This is a genomic window from Pseudomonas sp. RGB (genome assembly GCF_007713445.1).
Lineage (GTDB): Bacteria > Pseudomonadota > Gammaproteobacteria > Pseudomonadales > Pseudomonadaceae > Aquipseudomonas.
This window is the reverse complement of the sequence record NZ_VMSH01000004.1, coordinates 220,678-237,012: the sequence shown is the minus strand read 5'-3', so window position 1 is coordinate 237,012 and position 16,335 is coordinate 220,678. Positions and strand designations below refer to the sequence as shown.

The window sequence follows — 16,335 nt, the reverse complement described above, 5'->3', positions numbered from 1 at the left end:
GGTGGGATACAAGCATCCTCGTGCTGAACAATACGCTCTATGGAGGCTCGCCATGTCCGCCCTGCCACACCCTGCTTATGTATACCGCCCCATGACCGCGGCCGACCTGCCGGCCGCCCATACCTTGTCGGTGCAACTCAAATGGCCGCACCGCCTGGAAGACTGGGCCATGTTGCAACGTGTCAGCGACGGTTTCGTGGTGATGGATGGCGAGCGCCTGATCGGCAGCGCCTTCGCCTGCCCCCAGGGCGACTACGCCACCATCGGTTTGGTGATCGTGAGCAATGACTACCAGGGCCAGGGCATCGGCCGTCGTTTGATGGAAAAAGCCCTCGCCGCCTGCGATGCGCGCACGCCGGTCCTCAACGCCACCCTCGCCGGCGCCCCGCTGTATACCAGCCAGGGGTTCGTCGAATTTGGGCGAGTGCAACAGCATCAGGGCCAGGCGTTGGTGCCCGCCCTGCCGGGACTGGCCGATGGCGAAACCTGCCGCGCCCTGCACGCCGACGACCACCCCAGCCTGCTCGCGCTGGCCAAAGCCGCCAGTGGCCTGGACCGCCGCGAAGTACTGCGCGACCTGCAGGTGGAGCACGCGGTGGGCATCGAGCGCGATGGCCAGCTACGCGGCTTCGCCCTGCTGCGGCCGTTTGGTCGTGGGCGCTGCATCGGCCCGGTGGTTGCCGAAAACATCGATCAGGCCAAGCACTTGATCGCGGTACTGCTGGCCCAGGTGCCGGATGCCTTTGTCCGCATCGACATTCCCGTCGCCTGCGGCCTCAGCGACTGGCTCGAATACGCCGGGCTGAAGAACATCGACACCGTCGCGCAGATGGCTCTGGGCACGCCGCCCCGGGCCAGCCACGGCGTACACCCCTTTGCCCTGATCACTCAGGCGATCGGCTGACTTTCCTCCCGGAGCATTCCCCATGTCATCTCCCCGTATCCTGCTGTTGGCTCGCGCCGACGGCAGCCGCGTTGCCACGTCTTTCAATACCGGCGCCTTGAGCGCGCTGGACCCCTTCGGCGACACCCGCCAACTCGCCTGGCTGGGCGATGATGGCGTGTCCGCAGGGCTGGTGACATTCAGCGGCGAAGCCGTGATCGAAGGCTTCCCCCACAGCGAAACACTGGTGGTACACGCAGGCCATGTGCTGCTCGGCAGCGCAGACCAGACACTGGAGCTGGGGGTCGGCAGCAGCGCCGTGATCGGTCGTGGCACACGCCTTACAGTGCAGGCGAGCGCAGGCAGCCAATGGGCGTTCTGCGCCGTCGACCAAGCCGATGCTCCGGCGCGCCCGGGCCTGACCTTGCTTGCCCCGCATACCCTGCTCAATCCCTCCGCCGCGCCCGAACCACAGATCCTGATCGGCCCTACCCCGCAGTGCCGCGCGTTCAACCTGTTCGATGATGAGGTCACTGAGCTGCGCATCGGCATCTGGGACTCGACGCCCTACGCCCGCCACGGCCGCCCGCACAAACTGCATGAATTGATGCACCTGCTCGAAGGCAGCGTCACGCTGCAAGACGACGAGGGAGTTGCGGTGACGGTCGACCGTGGCGACACGGTATTCGTGGCCAAAGGTGCGCCGTGTGCCTGGAACAGCACGGTGTATGTACGCAAGGTCTACGCCGTGAAATAAGGCGCAAATCAGGCTTTCAGCGCCTCCTCCATAAACGCCACCAATGCCTGGACGCGCGGGCTGCGAAGCTTTCGCGACGGCACCAGGAGGATGATCGGCGCACTGTCAAAACTCCAGTCTGCCAACACGCGCACCAGGCTGCCGCTGGCAACGGCGTCGCTGACATCCCACTGCGAACGCAACACCAACCCCAAGCCTTGCTCGGCCCATCGCCGGGCAACGCTTCCATCATTGCTCAGCAACGCCGGCTCCACGCGCAGCGTCTTGCGGCCCTGCCCCTTGCGCAGGTGCCAGAGCGTAACGTCCTCATCATTTTCACGAATGCAAATGCAGCGATGGGACGCCAGTTCGTCCGGTGATGACGGTACACCGTGGGCTTGCAGGTAGGCTGGGCTCGCGCATAGCCAACGCTCGTTTGGCGTGAGCGACCGCGCCGTCCACAGGCTGTCGTTGAGATGGCCGATGTGAATCACCGCATCGCTGTCATGACGATCAGGCCAGGGGGTCTCGCGCAAATCCAGGTGCAGGCACAGCTGGGGGTGCATCCTGGCAAAACGCGCCAACAGCGGTGCGATTCGCTGCCGACCATAGCCAAATGGCGCCGCCAACCTCAAGGTGCCCACCAGCGTTTCGTCCTTTTGCCTGAAGGACTCCGGCAGCGCTTCGAGCTGCTCCAGCAGCAGCGCACTTTCTCGCGAGAACCGCTCGCCATCTGCCGTAAGGCTGAGGCGTCGGGCGTCGCGATTGGCCAGGGTCAGCCCCAGGAAGGTCTCCAGTTTACGCAGGCGCATGGAGAGCGCCGGCGGAGTGACGTTCAGGGCTCGGGCCGCAGCGCTCAGTGATTCAGAGCGCGCAAGGGTGACGGCCAGACGCAGGTCTTCGATAGAAATCATTCAATTTTACTTAATGATTGATTAGTCATGATTGAACCACAACTTAAGGACAGCTGAGTAGAGTGCCGCCTGTACCCAGTCACTCGAGTTCCGCCATGTCCATGCAGATTGCCTCCCTAGACACACCTGTCGCACTCATCGACCTTACGCGAATGCAGCACAACATCCAGCGTATGCAAGAGCGCATGGGCACCCTTGGCGTACGTTTGCGCCCGCACATCAAAACCAGCAAGTGCTTGCCGGTGATCCAGGCACAGATTGACGCAGGCGCCAGCGGCGTCACGGTTTCCACCCTCAAAGAGGCCGAGCGTTGTTTCGCCGCAGGCATCAGCGATGTGTTCTACGCCGTTGCCATAGCGCCGGGCAAACTGCCTCAGGCCCTGGCCCTGCGGCGCAGAGGCTGCAACTTGAGTCTGCTCACCGACAGCGTCTCAGGCGCTCGCGCCATCGTCGCGTTCGCACAGCAACATGACGAACGCTTCGACGTATGGATCGAGATCGATTGCGACGGCCATCGCTCAGGCCTGGCCGCGCAAGACCCTGTGCTGATTGAGGTGGCGCACCTGCTCAACGACGGCGGTATGCGCCTGCGGGGGGTGATGACCCACGCGGGCTCCAGTTACGAGCTGGACACCCTCGAAGCCCTGCAGGCGCTGGCCGAACAGGAACGTGCCCTCTGCGTCAGCGCCGCCCGCACCATCCGCGAAGCCGGGCTGGCGTGCGCCGAGGTCAGTATCGGCTCAACCCCCACTGCCCTCTCGGCGCTGAACCTGGACGGTGTCACCGAAGTGAGGGCGGGCGTGTATGTGTTCTTTGACCTGGTGATGCGTAACATTGGCGTGTGTCAGGCCGACGAGTTGGCACTCAGCGTACTGACCACGGTGATCGGCCATCAGCCGGACAAAGGCTGGATCATTACTGACGCCGGCTGGATGGCCATGAGCCGTGACCGTGGCACACAGCGCCAGCGCCAGGACTTCGGTTATGGCCAAGTGTGTACCGAAGCCGGCGACTGGATCGACGGTGCGCTGGTCACGGGCGCCAACCAGGAACATGGCATCGTCACCCTGGGCACCGCCGCCATTGACGACCTTGTTACGCGCTTCCCCATCGGCAGCCGGCTGCGCATCCTCCCCAACCATGCCTGCGCCACCGGCGCGCAGTTCCCGGACTATCACGCCGTGGACGCCAAAGGCGGCGTACACATCTGGAGCCGCCTCCATGGCTGGTAATCAATCAGGTTCGAAAAGCCAGGTGCTGATTATCGGTGGCGGCATCATGGGCGCCTCGTCGGCGTTTTTCCTGCGGCGGCGCGGCTGCTCGGTCACGCTGCTGGAACGCGACCAGATCGGTCAGTACGCCAGCGGTGTGAACTTCGGCAACGTGCGCCGCCAGGGCCGCTACCTGGGGCAACTGGAGCTGGCCAATCGTTCTTGGGCGCTGTGGAAACGCCTGCCCGAGCTGATCGATGACGACCTGGAGTTCATCCCCAGTGGCCACATGCGCGTGTGCTATCGCGAAGATGAAATCGCTGAACTTGAGGCCTACGCCGCCGCGCCGGAAGCCGCGCAACTGGACTTGAAAATCTATCGTGGCGCCGAGCTGCACCGGCGCTTTGGTTTCCTCGGCCCGGAGGTGAAAGGCGGCTCCTATGCGCCTCACGATGGTCACGCCAACCCGCGCCTCGCAGCGCCGGCGTTTGCCCGTGCAGCCCGGCGTCTCGGGGCACGAATCGAGGAAAAGACCGAAGTCGCCGACGTGGAAAAGGTCAATGGTTTATTCCAGGTCACCACCACCGACGGGCAGTTGTTCGTCGCCGAGCAGCTGTTGATTACAGCCGGTGCCTGGGCTGCCCGCTTGTCCGAGCGCTTTGGTGAGCCGGTACCGCTGGAGCCCAACGGCCCGCAGATGTCGGTCACGGAACCGGTGCCCTACGCCTTGCCGACCGTGATCGGTGTGTTCACCAAAATCAAGGAAGAGGTGATCTACTTCCGCCAGATCCCGCGCGGCAACATCATCATCGGCGGCGGCAACCGCTGTACGCCGGACATGATCAACCGACGGGCGTTTTTCAAACCCGAAAGCCTGCTCAACCAGATGCGCCAAATGCGGCGACTGTTACCGGGGGCCGAGAAGCTGAACATCATTCGTGTGTGGAGCGGTATCGAGAGCTACACCCCGGACTCCCTGCCGGTGATGGGCCCGAGCGGCAGCGTGGACGGGTTATTTTATGCCTTCGGCTTCTGTGGGCACGGCTTCCAGCTCGGCCCGGGCGTGGGGGATGTAATGGCCGAGCTGATCAGCACCGGCAGCACCAGCACCTTGATCAGCCCCTTCGATATCCGGCGGTTTACCCAACCTTCTACGGTGCCTGCAAACGCCCCCACTACAGGAAAACTGATATGAGCCACTCCTACGTTTATCGCACAGTCACCGCCGCCGACATGCCCGCCGCCCACGCACTGTCCGTGCACCTGAAATGGCCTCACCGCGAGGAAGACTGGGCGATGGTGCAGCGCACGTCCGAAGGCTTTGTCGCCGAACATGAGGGTAAGCTGGTGGGCGTGGCGTTCGCCTGCCATCAGGGGGCTTATTCCTCCATCGGTCTGGTGATTGTGAGTGATCAACACCAAGGCAAAGGCATCGGGCGCCAGCTGATGAACCTGTGCCTGGACGCTACGGGCCCGCGTACGCCGATCCTCAACGCAACCGAATCAGGGGCGCCGCTGTACACCAGCCTGGGCTTCGTCGACTTTGCGCACATTCAGCAACATCAGGGCGTACCGCACGCTCCGGCACCAATGCCGTTGACCCGGCATGCGCACTGTCGCGTATTGAGCCTGGCTGATTACCCCACGGTGATCGAACTGGCCAATGCCGGCAGCGGCCTGGACCGCACCCAGGTACTCAACGACCTGCTGTCTACGGCCGAGCACGTGGTCGGCATTGAGGTCGAAGGGCAACTCAATGGTTGCGCCCTGCTCCGCCGATTTGGTCGGGGCCATATCGTGGGTCCTGTCGTTGCACACAATCAGGAACAGGCCCAACAGTTGATCACTCACCTGCTGCGGTTGATCCCGGGTCAGTTCGTGCGCTTCGACATTCCCACCGCCTGCGGGTTGGCCGACTGGCTGGAGAGCCTGGGGCTGCCATGCGTCGACAAAGCGCCGCGAATGGTACGGGGTGTGCCCCCGCAATCAAGCGGCGGCATCAACCAGTTTGCGCTGGTGACGCAAGCAATCGGCTAGGTCGCAAAGCCAGCCTGCCAGATTCAGCAGATTATCCCTTGCAGCGTTGAATAACGGCATCTTCGGGCTGAAACCTTTTGCTAGCTTAGCGAGACACCGGGCCTTGCTGTTCGCAGGGCCTATTGCCGCTCCAGGGAGCCAGTTGGATGACCATACACGCGTCGAACAAAACGTCTCAGCAGCTTTATATCGATGGCTGCTGGGTTTCCCCGACCATTGCCGCCAGTTTGCCGGTGGTCAACCCGGCCAATGAGGAGGTGGTTGCACAGGTCGCAAGCGGGTCTGCCGAGGATGTGGATCGTGCCGTTGCGGCAGCACGTGCGGCGTTCGCCGGTTGGTCTGCAACGCCCGCGGCGTCCAGGGCGTTGGTGCTTGGGAAAATCCACGAGCTTATCCTTGAGCGCAAAGAGCAGCTTGCACAGGCGCTCTCCTTGGAAATGGGCGCCGCCATCGGCTTCGCTCGGGCAATGCAAGTGCCGTTGGCGGCCGAACACGTTCGGGTCGCTCGTGATTTGCTGTCCAGCTATCGCTTCCAGACGGTGGAAGGCGGTACCGCCATCCAGCGCGAGCCCATAGGCGTCTGCGGTCTAATCACGCCGTGGAACTGGCCGTTGTATCAGATCACCGCCAAAGTCGCCCCGGCCATCGCCGCAGGCTGCACCGTGGTCTTGAAACCCAGCGAACTGTCGCCGCTGAGTGCCCTGCTGTTTGCACAACTGGTGCATGACGCAGGCCTGCCGCCCGGGGTGTTCAACCTCGTCAACGGAAGCGGTGCCCAGGTTGGCGCAGCCATGGCGGCACATCCGGATATCGATATGATCTCAATCACCGGCTCCAACCGAGCAGGCGCGCTGGTTGCCCAAGCGGCAGCCCCTACGGTGAAACGCGTCACCCAGGAACTGGGGGGCAAGTCGCCGAATGTGTTGCTGCCCGACGCCGACTTCGCCAAGGCCGTACCGCTGGGGGTGATGTCCGCGTTTCGCAACGTCGGGCAATCGTGCAGCGCTCCGACCCGCATGATCGTGCCAAAAAACCGTTTGGCCGAGGTCGAAGCCCTGGCGGCGGCGACTGCAAATGCGCTCATGGTTGGCGACCCGCAATCGGAAGACACGCAATTGGGGCCGATCGCCAACGAAGCCCAGTTCAATCGCGTCCAGGCGATGATCCAGGCAGGCCTCGACGAGGGTGCGAAACTGGTGTGCGGTGGGCCTGGGCGTGTGCTGGGTTTTGACAAGGGTTTTTATACCCGCCCCACGGTTTTCTCCGACGTGAACAGCGCCATGCGCATTGCCCAGGAAGAAATCTTCGGCCCGGTGCTGTGCATCATTGCGTATGAGACGGTGGATGAAGCCGTCGCCATCGCCAACGACACGGTATACGGTTTGGGCGCCCACGTTCAGGGCCACGACTTGACGCAGGCACGTGCCGTGGCGTCGCGTATTCGTGCGGGCCAAGTGCACCTGAACTACCCCGCGTGGAATCCGATGGCGCCGTTTGGTGGCTACAAGCGCTCAGGGAATGGTCGGGAGTATGGCGTGCAGGGCTTTGAGGAGTATTTGGAAACCAAGGCTATTATTGGATTTGGTGAATGAGTCATGGGCCTGTGGCGAGGGCTTAATTTTGCAGGCATGGAAAAGCCCAAGCGTTACCGTTTGGCCTAAGTCATTGAGTTATAGGGTCGGGACGGAGTGATTCGAACACTCGACCCCTGGCACCCCATACATGGCGTAGGCAGATATGCACGTGGCCAAGGCGGCGATACTCTAAGAGTTGAGATCCTTGGCGCGACCCAGGTTGCCAAATTCCTGTGCTTCGCACGCAGTTATCGCATAGGGGCCGAAACCGACCAACTCCGATTAGGCTTGTTGCACCTCGCCGCTCATGCCGGCGTCATTGTTGAAAGCCCGGAGTACTTGGGGAATGGCGACATTAGCGAACGTACAGGTTTGTCCAAGTCCACGACCAGTCGCCTGACCCAGACGCTTATCCGCAGCGGCATGCTGGTGTACGAGGAAACGGAGATTGCTGACGCCTGCGAAAGCGTGCGACTTCGAGGCTATTGCGCTGCTTCCTGGCAGGCCGAAGTTGTGGCCATTTCCACGCCACTTGGCATACGTAATTATCAGGACCACATATTGAATATCAGCGTATCGACCCCTAAGTCGATTGAAGCAGTGATCGCTCAATATGCCAAACCATTGATGGCGCTGGCTGACAAAATTCGAGCCAGTTTCTTCGATAGCGACGGACGCTAATCACGGGCTGAACAGCCTGGCCAACAAGCCGAATTCAGCCTGCAATAAAAAAGAACGCGGTCAATGGCGGTCGACGGGTGGTGTTCATTTCGCACAAGAAACTGTTCCAGCGGATACTTGAAACGCGAAGGCGCGTTCTCAATACATTTCAACAAAACGGCTTCAACTCAAAAGTCCGCCACCTTACCCCAGGCGGACGTCTGAAAACGGTCTGGGTGATAAGGACGCGGATCAACAATGGGGGTCATACCGCTGACGATATCGGCAATCAGATGACCCGCGCCCGGACCAATACCAAAACCATGCCCGCTGAACCCTGCCGCGATCACCAACCCTGGCAGGCTGGCCATTTCGCCGATACCGGGAACACCGTCCGGCGTACTGTCCACATAGCCGGCCCAGGACGCCTTGATCGACGTTCCTTGCAAAGCCGGCACCAATTGCACCGCGCGCTTGTAAGTCAACGCAACTGTCGAGGCATCAGCGCTTGGATCGAGAATTCGCATTCTCTCCATCGGCGTGGGCTGGTCCAGGCGCCAGCGCTTCAAGCTTTCGTGGCCTGCGTGCCAGCCTTCCAGCCCCCCAAGCGCAAGGTTGCGCCAGCGGCGCTGAAACATCGGCAAGAATTGCGTAGAGAACCCCAGCAACTGCGGAGTGATGTCGACTCGACCTCGTCCGCTGATCGCCAGCGTGTAACCGCCATCGAAGCGGCGGGTCATGGACGCGCCAGCGGTATGCAGCGCACTGGGTATTTCCTGGCTCGGAGCGGTGACCGAAAGAACGGTCTGACGAATCGTCGCTTGCGGGAACCGAATACCGTATTGGCGGCAGAACGACGAAGCCCAGGCGCCGGCGGCAAGCACCGCGAGCCGGGTGCGTATGGTGCCTTTTTCGGTGATCACCGCCGACAATCGACCGCCTTCGGTCTCGACGCCCCGCACGGCGCAATCCTGGTGCACGCTACTGCCCAGTGCCATGATCGCGCATGCGACCGCGGGGGCTGCGCGGGAAGGGTCGGCTATGCCATCGGTGGGCGCAAACACCCCACCCCTCCAAGACGTGCCAGTCGCCCTGCCACGCTCTGCGGCCTGCTCGGCGGTGAGCATCTGGGTTTGCACGTTGACCGTACGCGCAAACTCGCCCCAGCGCGCCCACCCTTCCAGCTCCTCGTCGTTGTTGCTTAGGTAAAGTAAGCCGCACCGCGTAAAACCGGTCTGCTCACCGGTTTGCGCGGCGAATTGCTCCCACAGTTCGAGGCTTTTGGTGGCCATCGGCAACTCACGCGCATCGCGATTCTGCTGACGGCACCAGCCCCAGTTACGGCTTGATTGCTCGGCGCCTATGCGGCCCTTTTCGACCAGCGCGACCTTCATGCCGCGCCTGGCAAGATAATAGGCGGTAAAGGCGCCGATGATACCGCCGCCGATCACGACCACATCGGCCTCTGCCGGCAGATCGGCAGAGGTATGCACGGGAATTAAGGGTGCTGGCATGTTCTAGTTATCCAAATGGGGTCAGAAGAGTGACCTGTTGCTAAAGCCCGACCAGTCCGGCCAGCCCGCCGATATCCGGGATCTGGTGGTAGCCGAAGGCAGCATTGGCCGGCTGTTCATGCCCCCGGGCCACGAATGCTTTGTGCTTGATCTTCATGTCGTGGGCCGACATCAGGTCATAGCGAAAGCTCGATGAAACATGCAGCACATCCTCCGGCCTGCAGCCCAGGTTATCGAGCATGAACTCGAAAGCCGCCAGACGTGGTTTGTAGGCCTGGGCCTGCTGGGCGGTGAAGACCTTGTGAAACGGTGCGCCGAGCTTGTCGACGTTGGACATGATTTGTTCGTCCATGGCGTTGGAAAAAATCACCAGGGGAATCTTGCCGGCGATTTTCGCCAGACCCGCCGGCACGTCGGGATGCGGTCCCCAGGTCGGCACGGCGTCGTAGTACACCTGGCCTTCGTCGCGGTATTCGATGCCCCAACGCTTGCATGTGCGCGCCAAGGCTATCTTGAGAATCTGGTCATAAGGCAGCCAGTCACCCATGACCTGGTCCAAGCGATAGGCCGCGTAGTCCTTGATGAACTGGTCCATTCGCTCAGCCGGGATGCGATCGGCAAACAGATCGCGCGTCAGGGCTGCGGTTTTGAAGTTGGTCAATGTGCCGTAGCAGTCGAAGGTAATGTACTTGGGGCGAAGAACGCTCATGAATGCGGTCCTTAATCAGTGCTGAGGTCATTACGGCGCAAGCCGCTGTGGGGTGCCGAGCATCCGGCCCTCATGAATTTATTACATCACCATGAGGCCGTGCATAAGCGCTTAAACGCAGGGTTACTTGGTACAAACCACCGTTTTAAAGGCACGCCCCAGCAGCTTTATCGAGGCGCCGGGGTGGGCTTTACAACTCGGCAAAAGCGCTTTCCAAGGCGTCCAGCAGCCGACCCGCCTCCCTTGCTGTCCAGATCAAGGGCGGGCGAATTTTCAGAATGCTCGCATCGGGTCCGGTCGCAGAAATGAGCACGCGTTTTTCCCGCAGATGGTTGACCAGGCGCAAAGCGGTCTGCATGTCCGGCGTTTTGCTGGCCCGGTCCTTTACCAGCTCGACCGCGAAGTACATGCCGGTGCCTCGCACGTCGCCAATCTGCTCGTACCGGGCAGCCAGGTCGTTGAGACCCGCCATGATCAGGCTGCCCACACGGTTGGCGTTGGCCATCAACTGCTCTTCGGTAATGACATCCAGCGTCGCCTGAGCGGCCGCAATCGCGACGCTGTTGCCGCCAAACGTATTGAAATAGCGCATGTCGCGACCGAAGCTTGCGACCACTTCCGGACGCACCATCAATCCCGCCACTGGGTAGCCGTTGCCCATGGGTTTGCCCATGGTGATGATGTCCGGCACCACCGCGTGGCGTTGATGCCCCCAGAAATGCGTGCCACTGCGACCAAACCCCGACTGGACCTCATCGGCGATGAACAGGCCTCCCGCCTTGCGCACCACCTCGGCGATCGGCCCGAATACATCGACCGGATCACAAAACAGGCCATCGGACGAAAACAGGCAGTCGGCAATGAACGCCGCGACTCCCCCCCCATGGCGTTGGATATCGCGGATCTGCGCCGCCACTTGGTCGGCCATATAGCGGCCCAGTGCTTCACGTGGGATGCGATAGGAGTCCGGAGCAGGTACCCGGCGCACGAACGGGTCGAGCTTGGCATTAATACCCAGCGACGGCGAAAAGGCTGCCACGGTCGCCGAGTTGCCGTGGTAGGCCTCGGCGGTGACGATGACGCCCGTATTGCCGGTGTGATGCCGTGCAATGCGGATGGCAAGATCGTTGGCTTCCGAACCACTGCAGGTGAACATCAAGTGCCCTTCGGCGGCCATCTCTCCGTCCGCCGTGGCGCGCAGCTGTTCGGCGTAGTCAAGAATGCCGTCCTGCATGTACCGAGTGTGGCTGCACAGCTTATTCATCTGTTCAGTGACCGCAGCGATAACGCGCGGATGGCAATGCCCCAACGACACCACGTTGTTGTAGGCGTCCAGGTACTCGTTGCCGTCCTTATCGTACAGGTAAGCCCCTTCGCCACGCACAACCCCCACCGGCTCGTTGTAGAACAACCGATAGGCGGGCCCCAGCAAATCGATCCGACGCTGAATATGTTCACGTGCAGCAGGGTCCAGGCGATCGGCGTTGGCAGGGTTGAAGCCGTTAGGCATGTCACCACGGACAGCCCGGATATTTGAGTTGCTCATTTAAACCCCCCTAAGCAATGGATGAATCAGTCGGCGAAGTGCATCAAAAGCGCTGACATCTGTGACGGTGACCGGTTAAGCATCCAATCCAACTGGCCCCATCCCGGAGCGGCATTCCTTAAGATGTAGGCGCTGTTCTGCGGGAAAAGCTGCGAGCGCCAGGTGGTAATCAACGCTCTGGCAACCAGGCGTGCCATGGCCAGGTGCGGGATAAGGGCCAGCTCCTCTGGCGTCAGGTCGGCGACCCGCAGGTAACCTCTGAGCAGATCCTTGGCGGGGGCAAAAATATCGAGGTCCTGGCCGGGTTGCACCGCGAGCAACTGGTTCATCATGGCTGTAGACACATCGATGGCAATAGCGGTCTTGACCGTGTCGCCGAAATCGATGATCGCTCCGACACATTGCGGGCGATGCGCATCGATGACGATGTTCGAGGTATTGAAGTCGTTATGCAGCACTTGTTGTCGGCACCCAGCGATCAAGCCCTCCACCTCGCCAAAGCGTTCGAGTGCCCGCTCCAGCGAGTGCCGGCGCGCGGGCTCGACGACACCGTTGAGCATCGGCTCAAGCATCCGCAGGTGCTGCACATCCCAGCAGACCTTGCGCGATTCTGCCGGGTGGGTAAAGTCGGCAGTGGCCAGCCTCAGGTGCGCAAGCAATTGGCCGATCTGCTCGCGCCCCAGGGAGTTGAGGGTGGTTTTATCCAATGGTGTGCCTGGCATAAAGCTCAGAAGCCTCACCTGCCTTGACTCACCACTTTCAGTTACTACGGTGGTCAGGTACCTGTCGTCCAGTGCGGGGTAAACCCTGGGGATCGGTAACTGAGGCGCCCTGCGCCCAATATGCTGCATCACTTCGATTTGCAGCGAGAGCTCAACGGGCGCTTCCTGCGGGTTGGCGATCTTGAGCACGTAGGATTGGCCGCTTGAACAATCGCAGCGAAACGTATCGTCTTTTTCCGTGGCAAATCGCGTCAACTGCGCGCTGATACCAAACTGCTCCAGCACAATACGCCGGCCTTCCTCAAGCGACACTGGCGTGAAAGGCGCCGCCAAATCTCCCTGTAAGGCGACAAGGCTTTCGCTGGACTCATCTTTCCCAATTACTTGCATTGCCGGACTCCTGGGCGTGGAAAGCCATGCATGGCACGACATCGATGCAAATATATTGTGCTACAATTATTTTAATTGGAAGGAAATATTTCGAGCTTCTGGCTGTATTTCAGGCAAGACATTTAACAAAATCAATAATAATCAATAGCTTATAATGATTTAAAAACTCAAAAAAAAACTCAAAAAAAATATAGTTGTTGCACAATTTATAAGGAGGCTAGCGACCTCGCTGGTGAGCGTCACCGCGGGCGTATTAGAATCGCTCGCTCTACCGAGCCCCAACCCTCGTCGTGGTTAACATGATTTTTTCCAGCACGAACATTGAAACATCCCCAGTCAAGCTCTCAGCGGTCGAAGCACTGGCTGCAAAGCTCAAGGCCAGGATCCTGAACGGTGACTTCGAGCCAGGCGAATTCCTGCGAGACGTCAAGATGGCGGATGAGTACGAAGTGGCGCGCAACACGTTTCGCAGCGCAGCACAGCTGCTGGTGTCATTCGGCTTGTTGCTGAAAGTACCTCATCGCGGGTTCTGCATACCCGAGTTCGGCCCGGATGACATCGTCGATATTGCTCGGCTGCGCGGGGTACTGGAAACTGAAGCGGTGCGCATGATTATCCTCAATGGCACGGTTCCAGCTGACGCGCTGGACGCCGTTGAAAGATTGCGCAATGCCGCACCCGACACTCCACGCTCAGACATTGTCACCGCCGATGGTGACTTCCACCGAGCCATCATCCGCGCCAGTGGCAGCGCACGCCTGCAGCGCAGCTATGCCATGCTGGAGAGCGAGATTGAGCTGCTGCTAGTACTGCAACAGCCCTGTTATGAGGACCCCAAGCAAATCGTCGAGGACCATGAGCACTTGATAGCCTGCCTTCGCAGTCGCGACTTCGAAACAGCCCGCACAGCGTTTGTCGAGCATTGGGAGGATTTGAGCGCCAAGCTATTACGCGCACAGTTCGAGCGACGACAATCGCTTTGAACAACAATAAAAGTGCAGAATGTGGCTGGAATGCTTGATGCAGTACTCAGTGATGATACTGCTGAAGGAGGAGTTCTGCGTGCAGAGCTGGTCAACCAAGCGCGCTTGTCTTCAAGGGAATGGAACCCTCTTTGCTATCGAACAGTCCGCTTCGCCCGAGCAGCTTCCTCGCGAGCCCCTTACCCTGCTAACCGACTGAGAGCTCCTGCAACAACCACCTCCATTGAGCAGCTCATTACGGCAACCAGGCCATGCCCATCCACGACTGGACCATGGCTCTGTGAGCCAACCTTCAACAGGCGCCACCCCCTTAAAATGTGGTGGCGGCGCGAACGATCTACTAATAATTAAGCGCGAAGAGCCAACGCGACCAATTCCTTCATCGGTATCGATGGACGGCCAATCAACGTTGATAAAACACCTCCGTCATCAAACAGCGCTCCGCGGGACGCCGCGGCATCTGCGTCAGCCAGCAGGGCGGCAAGATCAGCAGGAAGCCCAAAATCAACCAGCAATTTTGCGTAGTCCTGCTCAGGAAGATCGTTGTAGACCACAGGCTTGCCGGACTGGCGGGAGACCTCAGCCGCCAGTTCGGCCAGGGTGAAGGCCTGATCGGCTGCCAGCTCATATATTTCGCCTGCATGGCTGCCTTTAGTCAGGACCGCCGCTGCCGCCGCTGCGTAATCTTTACGCGCCGCCGAGGAAAAGCGTCCGTACTTTGCAGAGCCTACGAACGCACCATGCTCAAGTGCAGCAGACAACGCGTATAAGTGGTTTTCAGTGTACCAACCGTTGCGCAGGATGACGGCTGGAAGCCCGGACGCAGCGATCGCGTCTTCAGTTTGTCGGTGCTCTATCGCGAGCTGAGCGGTCGATGAATCGGCGTGTAACATACTGGTGTAAGCCAGCAGTGAAACGCCCGCCTGTTTCGCCGCATCAATGACGGCACGGTGTAAAGGCAGCCGCCCGTTTACTTCGCTAGAGGAAATCAAAATAAGCTTTTCCACTCCCTCAAACGCACGGGCTAATGTTTCAGGCCTTGCGTAGTCTGCCTCGCGCACAATCACTCCGCGTTCAGCCAGGTCTTGTGCCTTCGCAGGATTGCGGACCGCCGCGATAATGCGAGAACCCGGCGCGCTCTTCAAAAGCTGACGAACATCCGGGAATATGTTGACACGCAAGCGCTGGCACAGGCCTCAGAGGGCGTCGCGAGCCCCAAACACTGAGCCCCAGGGACCACCATTAACGGAGGCGACCCGCAAAGGGCTTATATCCTGGTCTTGAGCTTGCCGCCATTCGACGATTACTTGCGCGCACTCCAGTTTAGATTGAACCTCCGTTGCTCAGGTGGACTCCCAACTCTAAATCTAGGAGGAACTCATGAGCCAAACAGCTTTAGTCGTCGGCGCCAGCGGCATCGTTGGCAGCGCCATCACTCAATTACTGATCGACAACAAGTGGCAGGTCGCCGCGCTATCGAGGCACCCGTCGCAATCGCAAGGCGTGATCCCCATCGCGGCAGACCTTCAGGATCCTGCCTCGCTGGAACATGCGCTTGCGGATCTGAAACCTACTCATGTGTTCATCACCACATGGTCGCGGCAAGCCACGGAGGCGGAAAACATTCGCGTTAATGCCGCCATGGTTCGCAACGTGCTGGCCGCCGTTCGACCCGCCAAGAGCGTTGAGCACGTAGCACTGGTTACTGGCCTGAAACACTACCTCGGCCCGTTCGAAGCCTATGGTAAAGGCAGCCTTCCGCAAACACCGTTTCGCGAAGAGCAGGATCGTCTGAATGTCGAGAATTTCTATTACGCCCAGGAGGACGAACTTTTCGCCGCGGCTGAAAAGGACGGCTTCACCTGGAGCGTTCATCGCCCGCATACCGTCACCGGGGTTGCCGTAGGCAACGCGATGAATATGGCGACCACCCTCGCCGTCTACGCCTCGGTTTGCAAACAGACGAATCGCCCTTTTGTATTTCCGGGATCAAGAGTGCAGTGGGACAGCCTCACCGACATGACGGATGCACGGCAGTTGGCGAAACAACAACTGTGGGCGGCCACCACGCCGGCGGCAGCCAACCAGGCATTCAACGTGACTAATGGCGATGTGTTTCGCTGGAAATGGATGTGGGGCCGAATTGCCGAATACTTCGACGTGCCTGCTGCCGATTATCCTGCCTCACTCTCACCGCTCGAGCAGCAAATGGCTGACGACCAAGCGGTGTGGACGCAAATAGTCGCGGAGCACGGCTTGAAGGAAGCTGATATTGGTCGCCTGATATCCCCATGGCATACCGATGCAGACCTTGGTAGACCCATCGAAGTCGTGACTGATATGTCGAAAAGCCGTGCAATGGGCTTCACCGCCTACCAGGCGAGCGATCAAGCATTTTTCGATGTGTTCGACAAACTCCGCGAGATGCGCTTGATCCCCTAGGTCGTGCCACAACG

Annotated in this window: 15 protein-coding genes; 9 read left to right on the top strand and 6 right to left on the bottom strand. The window is 60.2% G+C overall.

The genetic code is table 11. The features are described from left to right. Positions 1-52: 52 nt before the first annotated feature. Together FPT15_RS10765 and FPT15_RS10760 are read left to right on the top strand one after the other, a co-directional pair. Positions 53-904 (top strand): GNAT family N-acetyltransferase, encoded by an 852-nt coding sequence (locus FPT15_RS10765; protein WP_145160735.1) that lies wholly within the window; start codon positions 53-55, stop codon positions 902-904. Positions 905-926: 22 nt separating this feature from the next. After that, positions 927-1,640, top strand: a complete 714-nt coding sequence (locus tag FPT15_RS10760) for a cupin domain-containing protein (RefSeq protein ID WP_145160733.1) — start codon at positions 927-929, stop codon at positions 1,638-1,640. A gap of 8 nt (positions 1,641-1,648) precedes the next feature. On the opposite strand, the gene FPT15_RS10755 is transcribed toward FPT15_RS10760, so the two are convergent. Continuing rightward, positions 1,649-2,533 (bottom strand): LysR family transcriptional regulator, encoded by an 885-nt coding sequence (locus tag FPT15_RS10755; RefSeq protein ID WP_017478853.1) that lies wholly within the window; start codon positions 2,531-2,533, stop codon positions 1,649-1,651. Positions 2,534-2,628: 95 nt separating this feature from the next. Here FPT15_RS10755 and FPT15_RS10750 point away from each other — a divergent pair, with 95 nt between their 5' ends. From FPT15_RS10750 to FPT15_RS10730, 5 genes are all read left to right on the top strand, one after another. Then, the gene (locus FPT15_RS10750; RefSeq protein WP_145160731.1) at positions 2,629-3,765 is read left to right on the top strand and encodes a DSD1 family PLP-dependent enzyme; all 1,137 of its coding nucleotides are present in this window, start codon (positions 2,629-2,631) and stop codon (positions 3,763-3,765) included. Next, positions 3,755-4,939, top strand: a complete 1,185-nt coding sequence (locus FPT15_RS10745) for an FAD-binding oxidoreductase (protein ID WP_145160729.1) — start codon at positions 3,755-3,757, stop codon at positions 4,937-4,939. The genes FPT15_RS10750 and FPT15_RS10745 overlap by 11 nt, the downstream gene beginning before the upstream one ends. After that, positions 4,936-5,781: a GNAT family N-acetyltransferase gene (locus FPT15_RS10740; RefSeq protein WP_145160727.1), complete on the top strand. Its 846-nt coding sequence runs from the start codon at positions 4,936-4,938 to the stop codon at positions 5,779-5,781. Before FPT15_RS10745 ends, FPT15_RS10740 begins: the two co-directional genes overlap by 4 nt. A 146-nt stretch (positions 5,782-5,927) precedes the next feature. Then, on the top strand, positions 5,928-7,373 hold the full coding sequence (locus tag FPT15_RS10735) for an aldehyde dehydrogenase family protein (protein ID WP_145160725.1): 1,446 nt from the start codon (positions 5,928-5,930) through the stop codon (positions 7,371-7,373). 270 nt (positions 7,374-7,643) lie between these two features. Further along, complete coding sequence (locus FPT15_RS10730) at positions 7,644-8,036, top strand: helix-turn-helix domain-containing protein (RefSeq protein WP_256676422.1); 393 nt, start codon at positions 7,644-7,646, stop codon at positions 8,034-8,036. 167 nt (positions 8,037-8,203) lie between these two features. On the opposite strand, the gene FPT15_RS10725 is transcribed toward FPT15_RS10730, so the two are convergent. The 4 genes from FPT15_RS10725 to FPT15_RS10710 form a co-directional block, all read right to left on the bottom strand. After that, positions 8,204-9,529, bottom strand: a complete 1,326-nt coding sequence (locus FPT15_RS10725; protein WP_145160723.1) for an FAD-binding oxidoreductase — start codon at positions 9,527-9,529, stop codon at positions 8,204-8,206. Between the two features lie 40 nt (positions 9,530-9,569). Next, complete coding sequence (locus FPT15_RS10720) at positions 9,570-10,238, bottom strand: haloacid dehalogenase type II (protein WP_145160721.1); 669 nt, start codon at positions 10,236-10,238, stop codon at positions 9,570-9,572. Positions 10,239-10,428: 190 nt separating this feature from the next. Beyond that, the gene (locus FPT15_RS10715; protein WP_145160718.1) at positions 10,429-11,784 is read right to left on the bottom strand and encodes an aspartate aminotransferase family protein; all 1,356 of its coding nucleotides are present in this window, start codon (positions 11,782-11,784) and stop codon (positions 10,429-10,431) included. Between the two features lie 26 nt (positions 11,785-11,810). After that, positions 11,811-12,791 (bottom strand): phosphotransferase, encoded by a 981-nt coding sequence (locus tag FPT15_RS10710; RefSeq protein ID WP_256676421.1) that lies wholly within the window; start codon positions 12,789-12,791, stop codon positions 11,811-11,813. A 404-nt stretch (positions 12,792-13,195) separates the two neighbouring features. Between FPT15_RS10710 and FPT15_RS10705 the strand changes: the two genes are divergently transcribed. Next, on the top strand, positions 13,196-13,879 hold the full coding sequence (locus tag FPT15_RS10705) for a GntR family transcriptional regulator (protein ID WP_145160716.1): 684 nt from the start codon (positions 13,196-13,198) through the stop codon (positions 13,877-13,879). Between the two features lie 347 nt (positions 13,880-14,226). Here the strand turns inward: FPT15_RS10705 and FPT15_RS10700 are convergent, their stop codons facing one another. Next, the gene (locus FPT15_RS10700; protein ID WP_256676420.1) at positions 14,227-15,060 is read right to left on the bottom strand and encodes an NAD(P)H-binding protein; all 834 of its coding nucleotides are present in this window, start codon (positions 15,058-15,060) and stop codon (positions 14,227-14,229) included. Positions 15,061-15,259: 199 nt separating this feature from the next. Between FPT15_RS10700 and FPT15_RS10695 the strand changes: the two genes are divergently transcribed. Then, positions 15,260-16,321 carry an SDR family oxidoreductase gene (locus FPT15_RS10695; RefSeq protein ID WP_145160711.1) on the top strand — a complete coding sequence of 354 codons (1,062 nt, stop codon included), beginning with the start codon at positions 15,260-15,262 and terminating at the stop codon, positions 16,319-16,321. Positions 16,322-16,335: the final 14 nt, after the last annotated feature.